Here is an 11,501-nt window from a genome sequence, read left to right as displayed (position 1 = left end):
CATCTTCACTGTATTGTATTAATCGGGTAGGTGGCGCCTGGTGTCTTTTTGACCCAGTGATAGCCTTTTATTCTTCCCGTCTGTCGCTCCCTCGGGGCGACATTTTTCTCTGTTTGTCGGCGCCCCTCGAATCATTACGAGCGGTGGTATTGGGCTGTTTATTATTGGGAAGCCGTAATGATTGGCATAAAGAGCATTGCGAGCTACGTTCCTGTAGCCGGCGTGGACAATTACGCACAAGGTGCAAAGTTCGAAAAGGATGAAGAATTCATCCTGGGCAAAATCGGTTCGGCCTTCCTGCCGCGCAAAGACGCCGAGCAGGAAACTTCGGACCTGTGTGTCGAAGCAGTCAATGCGCTGTTCGCCAACAATCCCGATTTGAACCGTGAATCCATCGACGTGCTGATCGTCGTCACTCAGAACGGCGACGAAGAAGGCCTGCCGCACACGGCAGCCATCGTTCAGGACAAACTCGGACTGCCGACCACCGTCGCCGCGTTCGATATTTCCCTGGGCTGCTCCGGCTATGTCTACGGCATCTATGCGATCAAGGGGTTCATGGAAGCCACGGGCCTCAAGAATGGCCTGTTGGTGACTGCCGATCCGTACTCGAAAATCGTCGATCCGGAAGACCGCAACACCACCATGCTCTTTGGTGATGCCGCTACCGCCACCTGGATGGGCGAAGACGCGCCATGGCAGTTGGGCAAGGCCAAGTTCGGCACCGACGGTTCCGGAGCGCCGCACTTGAAGGTCTCCGACGGCGTGTTCTTCATGAACGGCCGTCAGGTGTTCAACTTCGCGCTGCTCAAAGTCCCGGCGCATTTGCACGAGCTGCTGGCTGATTCGCAACTGACCGCTGACGATATCGATGCCTTTTGCATCCATCAGGGCAGTGCAGCGATTGTCGATGCCGTGGCGCGACGCTTTGAAGGCGAGCCTGAGAAGTTCATCAAGGACATGGTCGAGACCGGCAACACGGTGTCATCAAGCATCCCGCTGCTGCTGGAAAAACATGTGCTGAATTCCACCTGGAAGCGCGTGGCGTTGAGCGGTTTCGGCGTTGGTCTGTCGTGGGGTTCGGCGATCATTTATCGCCCTTGAACCTCGGCTCTTTGGTCAAAGAATGCCAGGCACAAAAAAAGCGTTCAAGGTGTAACCTTGAGCGCTATTTTTTTGCCCGAATGAAAAGCGAGGCTCCATGAGCGAGTTCTTTGAGCGCAACGTCGACGTCATACAGCGCCGCTGGCCGATGCTTTCTGCGCGCTTGCTGGTTGAGAACGCAAGCTTGTTGCAGGCTGAGCTGGTGGAAGGCCTGGGCTCGACTCTGAGTATCAACGGCATTCAGCTGACCAGTCGCCATGACCGCACCCACGAGGCCAGGCTTCAAGCTGACAGCCTCCCGATCGACAGCCCCGTGGTGCATGTCTACGGCACCGGGCTTGGCGATCTGCAAGTGGAGCTGCTGGCGCGCGCCGGGCTTGAACGCTTGTATGTGCACATCCTCAACGGAACGGTGTTTGCGCTGGTGCTGCAACTGCTGGATCAGCAGCAGTGGCTTGGCGATCCGCGAGTTGAGTTGCTGTATGCCGGCGATCTGGCGGAAATCCGGCTGCCGTTTTTCGCCTTGCCGTCCGAGTTGGTGCTGGCCGATGACTTCAATGCCAAGATCCGCGATCGCCTGATCAGCGAAACCCACCTGACATTTAATAACCGTGAGTTTGATCCTCAGGCTCCAAACATCGTCGAGCGCTTGCAGGCGAGCCTGGCGCTGGTGCAGGCCGATGGCGATGTGGCCGAGTTGTTCGGTTCCTGTGCCGGGCAGGAAGTGTTCGTCATTGCCACGGGCCCGAGTCTTGAGCTGCACTTCGATCGCTTGCGGGCGATTCGTGAGCAAGCGGTGCGACCATTTTTTATTTGTGTCGATACCGCCTACCGGCCGCTGCTCAATCACGGCATTCTCCCCGACGTGGTGGTTAGCATCGATCAGCGCATCTCGGCTCGGCATCTGCCATCTGAAGGCACATCCTCGATAACACTGGTGTACATGCCTATGGTCGATCCTCTGGTACTTGGGGCCTGGCAGGGGCAGCGTTACGCCGGTTATTCCGCCAGCCCGATCTATCAACAGCTGCGTCAGCAATGGCCCAAGGGCGAGTTGTATGTGGGTGGTAGCGTGATTCACCCGGCGGTGGACCTTGCGGTGAAGATGGGCGCAGCGCAGATCACCCTGTTCGGCGCCGACTTCGCCTTTCCCGGCGACAAGACCCATGCCGGCTGGAACGATGGCGACCTTGGCCCGCAACTGGGGGCGGCCAAACACTGGGTGCTCGACGGGCATGGACTGCGGATCAAGACGCAGCTCAACTTCCGCAGTTATCTGTGTGAGCTGGAGCGTTTTATCGCGGGGCACCCACAGGTGCGTTTCTATAACAGCAGCCGGGCAGGGGCGATGATCGCCGGTACGGTGTTTCACCCGGAGTTGACGGTATGAGCGAGCTGCAGTCTTTTATTGTCGGTTCGCAGCAGTGTGCGGCGTTGTTTCGGCTGGGGCGTGATGTGGAAGCGGGGCTGACGATGATCGAACTGATCTCGCCGTTGCAGGTGTCCTTCGATCAGGCGTCAAAGGATGCTCAGCAGCAATGGGTATTCTTGCTGGGCCTGATGCTCGATTGCCAGGAAGCGCAAAACTGGCTCGCTCTGGCAGATTACCTCGAATACGAACTGGTCCAACTGATGACTGACACGCTGTCCTTTTAAACAATTTCTCTTCTGCCGGTGCCGGCAAGTCTTCGCCAACCTGTCACCGGCATTTTCCTGACGTCATTTTCTCGCTGCTTGAGTGTGGCTAAGTCCTTTGTTTGCGGGGGGGTGGCAACGTGATGGCAAATATTTTTGAAAATCCCCTAAAGCAAGTTGCAAACCCGACGATAACTATTACGAAGGTTCTCTAGGCCATACCCGGCGGTTGCCAGGGCCGGAAGCCGCAGTACCCAACCAACGAGGAATTCGTCATGGCTTTAACAGTAAACACTAACGTTACATCGTTGAACGTACAGAAAAACCTGAACAAGGCTTCTGATGCTCTGTCGACTTCGATGACTCGTCTGTCTTCCGGCCTGAAAATCAACAGCTCAAAAGATGACGCCGCCGGCCTGCAAATCGCTACCCGTATGACCTCGCAGATCCGTGGTCAGACCATGGCGATCAAAAACGCCAACGACGGTATTTCGATTGCTCAGACCGCTGAAGGCGCGATGCAAGAATCGACCAACATTCTGCAGCGTATGCGTGAACTGGCTGTTCAAGCACGAAACGACTCCAACGGTACCGACGACCGTGCTGCTCTGAACAAAGAGTTCGCAACCATGTCGGACGAACTGACCCGTATTGCCAAGTCGACCAACCTGAACGGTAAAAACCTGATCGACGGCACCGCTGGCACCATGACCTTCCAGGTTGGTTCCAACACCGGCGCTACCAACCAGATCACCATCACTCTGGACAGCGGCTTCGATGCTGCCACCCTGAGCGTTGACTCTGCCGCCATCGCCATCACTGGTAACGACAGCGCCACTGCAGAAGCCAGCACTGCTGCTGCAATCGACGCAATCGACGCGGCACTGAAAACCATCAACACCAGCCGTGCTGACCTCGGTGCTGCACAAAACCGTCTGACCAGCACCATCTCCAACCTGCAGAACATCAACGAAAACGCCAGCGCTGCACTGGGTCGCGTACAAGATACCGACTTCGCTTCTGAAACTGCACAGCTGACCAAGCAACAAACTCTGCAACAAGCTTCCACCGCAGTTCTGGCTCAGGCCAACCAACTGCCATCCGCTGTACTGAAACTGCTTCAGTAATAGCTGATGAGTTTTGGCGGGGGGGTGCGCTTGCGTGCTCTCTCGCTTTTTTACTTTAAGAGGTGATGGACATGGATATGAGCGTGAAGCTGAACTTGTCTTATCCTGCGGCCAAGCAGGCGACGACTGTTGCCGATAAGCCGGCCCAGAAGCCTCTAGCGGAAGCTACGCCAGTGGTTGTCGTCAAGGAAGAAAGTAAAGGTACCCAATCCGAGCAGGAACAACTGAAGATGGCCGTTCAGGAAATCGAAAAGTTTGTTCAAACGGTCAAGCGCAATCTTGAGTTTTCGATTGACGAGCCTTCAGGCAAAGTAGTGGTAAAAGTGATTGCCAGTGACTCTGGTGAGGTGATCCGTCAGATCCCCAACGAAGAAGTCCTTAAACTGGCCAATAGCTTGAATGATGCAAGCAGCCTGTTGTTCAGCGCAAAAGTCTGACAGCTGGCATGAATTTTGTTGCTATGTTCTTTTGGGCGTTGTAGTGGTCAAAAGGCCGGCGACACACTGAAGGGAGTTTCACATGGCAAGTCCAATTCTACCGGGCACGGGTTTAGGCTCCGGCCTTGATACTGGTGCTATCGTCAAAGCTCTGGTAAACGCTGATAAAGCGGCCAAGCAAGGCCAGATCGACCGTGGGACTGCGACCAACACCGCAAGCATCTCCGGTATCGGGACCTTGAAGTCCTTGATGGCTGCGTTTACCAAATCCATGACTGATTTGGGCAGTAAAACCAACCCGCAGTTTCCCGGGTTTGCTGCGACTTCCTCTGATGTGAAAATTGTTACGGCCACCGCTAGCAACTCAGCCGTGGGCGGCAACTACGTCATCAACGTCGGTAACCTGGCCACGTCGTCCAAAGTGGCCAGTGCTGCGTTTGCCGGTGGTACGAGCAGCGCTATTCCCACGGGCACGCTCACCATCAGCCAGAGTGGCAAGAATTTCAACGTCAATGTGGCCGCCGGAGCGACATTGCAGTCGGTTCGCGACTCGATCAACGCCGACAGCTCGCTCAAGTTGGCTGGTGTCAGTGCCAACATCGTCACTGACTCCTTTGGTTCGCGCCTTGTGCTGGGCTCCAGTAACACCGGCGCGGGCTCTGATATTTCCGTCAGTGGTATTGCCGGGCTTGAAATCGATGGAACTAACGTCGTCGGCACCTCAGGCTCTCCAATGACCGCCACGTCCGCTGGGGCTATAGGTGCAGTGGCTCTCGATGCCAATTTCACCGTCGATGGCATGGCGTTGACCAGCAAGACCAACGCGGTCGACAAAGCTGTTTCCGGCCTGACGTTTAGCCTCGTGGCTGTAGGAACCTCGACTGTTACCGTGGCGACGAACACCGATGGCCTGAAGGCGTCGATCCAAAAGTTTGTCGATGCCTACAACGCTATCGCCAAGAGCGTCACCGCGCTGACCAAGCCTTCGCTCGATGATGATGGCAAGCTGACCGTCCCGGCAGCATTGACCGGTGATGCGCTGCCGCGTTCGATCCTGGCGGCTATTCGCTCGCCTCTGTCGGAAACTGGTTCAGGTGACAAGCTCACCGTGCTCGCGCAGTTGGGTATTACCACCAATCAGAAGACCGGTGCGCTCGATTTTGACAGCACCAAGTTCACTGCTGCGATGAATGACAAAAAACTGGGCGGGGAAGTTCAGGAGTTGTTCACGGGTGATAACGGCCTGCTGGAGCGGATGACAAAGGCTGTCGCACCGTTTGCAGATACTGGCGGTATTCTGGATCAGCGTACGACCAGTCTGAATAAAGCCAAGACCAAGTTGACCAATGACCAGGAAGCCCTGGATCGTCGTATCGAGACTCTGACCGCGGTACTGACCAAAAAATACAACGACATGGATACCTTGGTTGGCAAGCTGAAAGCCACCGCCAGCAACATCACCTCGATGTTCGAAGCAATGACCGCTCAGCAGAAGAACAGCTGATAGTCTAACAGCGCCAAAAGCCCGGCAGCGTCGTTAAACGCTCCGGGCTTTTGTGTTTTGAGGCTAAAGTTTTTTGACGCGTCGTCGATACACTGGTTATACGAACCACAGATTTTTTGATGAGGTACAACATGAATCCAATGTTAGCCCTTCGCCAATACCAGAAGATTGGCGCTCAGGCGCAGACGTCCGAGGCCAGTCCTCATCGCCTGGTGCAGATGCTGATGGAAGGTGGACTGGATCGTATTGCGCAGGCCAAAGGCGCGATGGAGCGTAAGGACATCCCCAATAAAGGCGTTCTGATCGGCAAGGCTATCGGCATTGTCGGTGGTCTGCGTGAAGGCCTGGACCTGGAAAATCAGGCCGAGTCGGTGGGTGAACTGGATAACCTCTACACCTACATGATGAAGCGTCTGGCCGAAGCCAACATCAAGACAGATCCAAAGATTCTCGACGAGGTCGCTGATTTGCTTCGCACCGTCAAAGACGGCTGGGATGCTATCGCCGCGCCGGGTCCGCAGTTTTAAGGAGATCACCATGAGTCTTGTATTGCAGCGAATCGAACAAACCCGTGAAGGCCTGGTCGGTGCTTTGGCCGAACGTAACTGGGAGGCCATTGGTGAGTTGGACCTGGCTTGCCGTTCCTGCATGGAAGACGTCTTGAGTGAAGCTTCGGTGGACGAGGCCGCGTTGCGCGATAACCTTGAGGAGTTGCTTGGGGTGTATAAACAGCTTCTTGAGGCGGCGACAGGGGAGCGCCAAGCGATAGTCGATGAGATGTCGCAGATCCACCAAGCACAGAGCGCGGCAAAGGTTTACCATCTGTTCGGTTAATTAATCCCCGGTTAATCCAAACATAGTGCGCCATAAATTTGACTGTGCACGGTTTTTTGACTTAACTAGTGGCTGATTCCAGATTTCAGGCGTCTACAGGCATAACGTGTCTGCAAGCGTCTAGCTTGCCCCAGCATTTGGGCATTGAGTTGACTAGGGAAGTTGCTATTGCATGTGGCGTGAAACCAAAATTCTGCTGATTGATGACGATAGCGTCCGTCGCCGCGACTTGGCGGTGATTTTAAATTTTCTTGGCGAAGAAAATTTACCCTGCGGTAGCCATGACTGGCAGCAGGCTGTCGGCTCATTGTCATCAAGTCGTGAAGTGATCTGCGTCCTCATCGGGACGGTCAATGCTCCTGGTGCACTCGTGGGTTTGTTAAAGACACTCTCAGCCTGGGATGAGTTCCTTCCGGTTTTGTTAATGGGCGATAATTCTTCCGTTGACTTGCCAGAAGACCAGCGTCGCCGAGTGCTTTCGACCCTCGAGATGCCGCCCAGCTACAGCAAATTGCTCGACTCCCTGCACCGGGCCCAGGTCTATCGCGAGATGTACGACCAGGCCCGCGAGCGCGGCCGTCACCGTGAACCCAATCTTTTCCGCAGTCTTGTCGGCACCAGCCGGGCGATTCAACACGTCCGTCAGATGATGCAGCAAGTCGCCGACACCGACGCCAGTGTGCTGATCCTCGGTGAGTCCGGGACCGGCAAGGAAGTGGTCGCGCGCAACCTGCACTATCACTCCAAGCGTCGTGACGCGCCGTTCGTACCGGTCAACTGCGGGGCGATCCCGGCCGAGTTGCTGGAAAGCGAACTGTTTGGCCACGAGAAGGGCGCCTTCACCGGGGCAATCACCAGCCGCGCCGGGCGTTTCGAACTGGCCAATGGCGGCACGCTGTTCCTCGATGAAATTGGCGACATGCCGCTGCCGATGCAGGTCAAGCTGCTGCGCGTGCTGCAGGAACGCACCTTCGAGCGCGTGGGCAGCAACAAGACCCAGAGCGTCGATGTGCGGATCATCGCGGCGACCCACAAGAATCTCGAAAGCATGATCGAGGTCGGTACCTTCCGCGAAGACTTGTACTACCGCCTGAACGTATTTCCGATCGAGATGGCGCCGCTGCGCGAACGTGTCGAAGACATCCCGTTGCTGATGAACGAGTTGATCTCGCGCATGGAGCACGAGAAGCGTGGTTCGATCCGTTTCAACTCGGCGGCGATCATGTCGCTGTGCCGCCACGGCTGGCCGGGCAACGTCCGCGAACTCGCCAACCTGGTGGAACGCATGGCGATCATGCATCCGTACGGGGTGATCGGCGTGGTCGAATTGCCGAAAAAATTCCGTTACGTCGATGACGAAGATGAGCAGCTGGTTGACAGTCTGCGCAGCGATCTTGAAGAGCGCGTGGCCATCAACGGTCATACTCCGGACTTCTCGGCTGGCGCCATGCTGCCGCCGGAAGGTCTGGACCTGAAGGACTACCTCGGTGGTCTGGAACAAGGGCTGATTCAGCAGGCGCTGGATGATGCCAATGGCATCGTTGCGCGCGCCGCCGAACGCCTGCGCATTCGTCGCACCACACTGGTGGAAAAGATGCGCAAGTACGGTATGAGTCGTCGTGACGGTGATGAACAGGCAGATGATTGACGCCTGTTTTTCAAGTCCTTCATTTGTAGGCGGTTTTTTTTAGGCACGGGTATTGCTACATCCCTCGCAACGTTCCGTTTAACTGACGGTCAGCCAAGCGAGAGAGCACGATGCCCCAAGCCGCCCAGATGTCTCCTGTCCCTGACGCTTCGGGGCAACCGTCGTCCGTAGAGCAGGTGAGCCGGCTTGGCCTTGAGCAGGCGTTTGCACTGTTCAGCCAGATGTCGAGCCAATTGACCGATTCCTACAGCATGCTTGAAGCCCGGGTCACCGAGCTCAAGGGTGAGCTGGCGGTGGTCAGTGCTCAGCGCATGCAGGAGCTGGCGGAAAAAGAACGCCTGGCCAACCGGCTGCAAAACCTCCTCGATCTATTGCCCGGCGGTGTCATCGTCATCGACGCCCAAGGCTTCGTGCGCGAAGCCAACCCCGCTGCTTGTGAGCTGCTCGGTCTGCCCCTTGAAGGCGAGCTGTGGCGTCATGTCATTGCCCGCTGCTTTGCGCCCCGTGAAGACGACGGTCACGAAATCTCGCTCAAGGACGGTCGGCGTTTGTCGATCTCCACTCGCTCGCTGGATGCCGAGCCCGGTCAGTTGGTGTTGCTCAACGACCTGACTGAAACCCGTCATCTGCAAGATCAGTTGGCCCGCCACGAACGTCTGTCGTCCCTCGGCCGAATGGTTGCTTCGCTGGCCCATCAGATTCGTACACCTTTATCCGCCGCCTTGCTCTACGCCAGTCATTTGACTGAGCAGGCGTTGCCGGTTGAGACCCAGCAACGTTTTGCCGGGCGCTTGAAAGAGCGTCTGCATGAGCTGGAGCATCAGGTGCGCGACATGCTGGTGTTTGCTCGCGGCGAGCTGCCGCTGACCGATCGCGTCACGCCCAAAGTGCTGATGCAGTCGTTGCAGGCGGCAGCGCTGACCCATGTGCAGGACCTGCCGATTCGCTGGCAGTGCGACAGTCATTCGGGCGAATTGTTGTGCAATCGCGACACGCTGGTCGGGGCGATCCTGAACCTGATCGAGAACGCCATCCAGGCCAGTGGCGGTGACGTCCACTTGAAGGTCCACCTCTATACCCGTGACAACAACCTGCGCGTATCTGTCAGTGACAGCGGCAGTGGCATCGACACGAAAGTGCTGGCACGACTCGGCGAGCCGTTTTTTACCACTAAAGCCACCGGAACCGGCCTTGGCCTGACCGTGGTCAAGGCAGTGGCGCGTGCCCATCAGGGAGAATTGCAACTGCGCTCGCGGCTGGGGCGCGGCACTTGCGCGCAGGTCATCCTGCCGCTTTTTTTCGGTGAAAAGCCCAGCGCTCAGGGAGCGGAGTGAAGGACATGGCAATCAAGGTTTTACTGGTCGAGGACGACCGCGCGCTACGCGAAGCACTGGCGGATACGCTGCTGCTCGCGGGGCACGACTACACGGCAGTAGGTTCGGCAGAAGAAGCGCTGGCGGCGGTCGGTAATGAGGCGTTCAACCTGGTGCTGAGTGACGTCAACATGCCGGGTATGGACGGTCATCAGCTGTTGGGATTGTTGCGCACTCGTCAGCCGCAGCTGCCGGTGTTGCTGATGACCGCTCACGGCGCCGTAGAGCGGGCAGTCGATGCGATGCGTCAGGGTGCAGCGGATTATCTGGTCAAGCCATTCGAGCCCAAAGCCTTGCTCGATCTGGTGGCGCGTCATGCGCTGGGCAGTCTCGGTGCGGCCGAGGGCGAGGGGCCTATAGCGTTCGAGCCGGCCAGTGCGCAATTGCTGGAATTGGCCGCCCGGGTGGCGCGCAGTGATTCCACGGTGTTGATCTCCGGTGAGTCCGGGACCGGCAAGGAAGTGCTGGCGCGTTACATCCATCAGCACTCTCACCGCGCCAGTCAGCCGTTCATTGCGATCAACTGTGCAGCGATCCCGGACAATATGCTCGAAGCCACCTTGTTTGGTCACGAAAAGGGTTCGTTCACTGGCGCCATCGCAGCGCAGGCTGGCAAGTTCGAGCAAGCTGATGGCGGCACGATCCTGCTCGATGAAATCTCCGAAATGCCTCTGGGGCTCCAGGCCAAGTTGCTGCGAGTTTTACAGGAGCGTGAAGTCGAACGAGTGGGCGCACGCAAGCCGATCACGCTGGACATTCGAGTGGTCGCCACCACCAACCGTGACCTGGCCGGTGAAGTGGCGGCGGGGCGTTTTCGCGAAGACCTTTACTATCGCCTGTCGGTGTTTCCGCTGGCCTGGCGTCCGTTGCGCGAACGTACCGCCGACATCTTGCCATTGGCCGAGCGTCTTCTGGCCAAGTACGTCAATAAAATGAAGCATGCCGCGGCAAGGCTGTCGCCCGAGGCTCAGGCGTGCCTGATCGGTTATCCATGGCCGGGTAATGTGCGTGAGCTGGATAACGCGATCCAGCGTGCCTTGATTCTGCAGCAGGGCGGTTTGATCCAGCCGCAGGATTTCTGCCTGGCCGGGCCTGTGGCGTGTGCGCCGTTGCCGGCATTGGCGCCGACGACTGCGCGCGCAGTAGACGTCGATGCTGAATCGGCGGGCGCCCTCGGCGATGACCTGCGTCGCCGTGAATTCCAGATGATCATCGACACCTTGCGCTCCGAACGCGGCCGTCGCAAAGAGGCCGCCGAGCGCTTGGGCATCAGTCCGCGCACCCTGCGTTACAAGCTGGCGCAGATGCGTGATGCCGGAATGGACGTGGAAGCTTATTTGTTCGCCACCTGATTCATTAGCCATGCAAAGCCCCGGACGGCTTTTGTTTAGAGCGACCACGGAGCTGGCACCCTTGTTGCTAACACCTCACTACCCGCCGAGTGAGTGTCAAAAAATTGCGGGTCGCCAAAGACGTAGCTCGTCAAAGAGAGAAGCCATGAGCCAAGGTATTGAATTCAATCGATTGATGCTGGACATGCGCTCCATGCAAATGGATGCCATGTCTGCGTCGAAATCGACTGCCGCCGTTCCTGAACTGGGTGGCAGCAGCTTTTCCGACATGCTCGGTCAGGCCGTCAATAAAGTGAACGACACCCAGCAGGCGTCCAGTCAGTTGGCCAGTGCCTTCGAGATCGGCAAGAGCGGCGTCGACCTGACGGACGTGATGATTTCCTCGCAGAAGGCCAGCGTGTCTTTTCAAGCGTTGACCCAAGTACGCAACAAGCTGGTTCAGGCATACCAAGACATCATGCAGATGCCGGTTTAAGGACGAATTGAG

General features: G+C 57.1%; 12 protein-coding genes. All 12 read left to right on the top strand.

Features of this window, described 5'->3' with window-relative positions; all coding sequences use genetic code 11:
* The first annotated feature begins 177 nt into the window (after positions 1-177).
* The 12 genes from MO767_RS06350 (at position 178) to fliE (ending at position 11,489) form a co-directional block, all read left to right on the top strand.
* Positions 178-1,104 (top strand): ketoacyl-ACP synthase III, encoded by a 927-nt coding sequence (locus tag MO767_RS06350; RefSeq protein WP_282479832.1) that lies wholly within the window; start codon positions 178-180, stop codon positions 1,102-1,104.
* Between the two features lie 97 nt (positions 1,105-1,201).
* Positions 1,202-2,494 (top strand): 6-hydroxymethylpterin diphosphokinase MptE-like protein, encoded by a 1,293-nt coding sequence (locus MO767_RS06345; RefSeq protein WP_282479831.1) that lies wholly within the window; start codon positions 1,202-1,204, stop codon positions 2,492-2,494.
* On the top strand, positions 2,491-2,760 hold the full coding sequence (locus tag MO767_RS06340; RefSeq protein ID WP_282479830.1) for a hypothetical protein: 270 nt from the start codon (positions 2,491-2,493) through the stop codon (positions 2,758-2,760). Before MO767_RS06345 ends, MO767_RS06340 begins: the two co-directional genes overlap by 4 nt.
* A 254-nt stretch (positions 2,761-3,014) precedes the next feature.
* Entirely contained in the window at positions 3,015-3,866 is an 852-nt protein-coding gene (locus MO767_RS06335; RefSeq protein ID WP_282479829.1) for a flagellin domain-containing protein, read from the top strand.
* A gap of 71 nt (positions 3,867-3,937) precedes the next feature.
* Positions 3,938-4,303 carry a flagellar protein FlaG gene (locus MO767_RS06330; RefSeq protein WP_282479828.1) on the top strand — a complete coding sequence of 122 codons (366 nt, stop codon included), beginning with the start codon at positions 3,938-3,940 and terminating at the stop codon, positions 4,301-4,303.
* An 82-nt stretch (positions 4,304-4,385) separates the two neighbouring features.
* Entirely contained in the window at positions 4,386-5,807 is a 1,422-nt protein-coding gene (gene fliD / locus MO767_RS06325; RefSeq protein ID WP_282479827.1) for a flagellar filament capping protein FliD, read from the top strand.
* A gap of 131 nt (positions 5,808-5,938) precedes the next feature.
* Positions 5,939-6,334 carry a flagellar export chaperone FliS gene (fliS, locus tag MO767_RS06320; protein WP_123364543.1) on the top strand — a complete coding sequence of 132 codons (396 nt, stop codon included), beginning with the start codon at positions 5,939-5,941 and terminating at the stop codon, positions 6,332-6,334.
* 10 nt (positions 6,335-6,344) lie between these two features.
* Positions 6,345-6,641, top strand: coding sequence for a hypothetical protein (locus MO767_RS06315; RefSeq protein ID WP_008151048.1), 297 nt, complete (start codon positions 6,345-6,347; stop codon positions 6,639-6,641).
* 172 nt (positions 6,642-6,813) lie between these two features.
* On the top strand, positions 6,814-8,289 hold the full coding sequence (locus MO767_RS06310) for a sigma-54 dependent transcriptional regulator (RefSeq protein WP_282479826.1): 1,476 nt from the start codon (positions 6,814-6,816) through the stop codon (positions 8,287-8,289).
* 128 nt (positions 8,290-8,417) lie between these two features.
* A complete protein-coding gene (locus MO767_RS06305; protein WP_282479825.1) occupies positions 8,418-9,623 on the top strand; it encodes an ATP-binding protein in 1,206 nt (401 codons plus the stop codon).
* A gap of 5 nt (positions 9,624-9,628) precedes the next feature.
* Entirely contained in the window at positions 9,629-11,014 is a 1,386-nt protein-coding gene (locus tag MO767_RS06300; protein WP_282479824.1) for a sigma-54 dependent transcriptional regulator, read from the top strand.
* A gap of 145 nt (positions 11,015-11,159) precedes the next feature.
* Entirely contained in the window at positions 11,160-11,489 is a 330-nt protein-coding gene (gene fliE, locus MO767_RS06295; RefSeq protein WP_046054276.1) for a flagellar hook-basal body complex protein FliE, read from the top strand.
* The last annotated feature ends 12 nt before the right edge of the window (positions 11,490-11,501 follow it).

This window comes from Pseudomonas sp. UYIF39 (assembly GCF_029963765.1).
GTDB lineage: Bacteria > Pseudomonadota > Gammaproteobacteria > Pseudomonadales > Pseudomonadaceae > Aquipseudomonas.
Note: the sequence above shows the minus strand (reverse complement) of the source record. Positions and strands in the feature narration are given on the sequence as shown.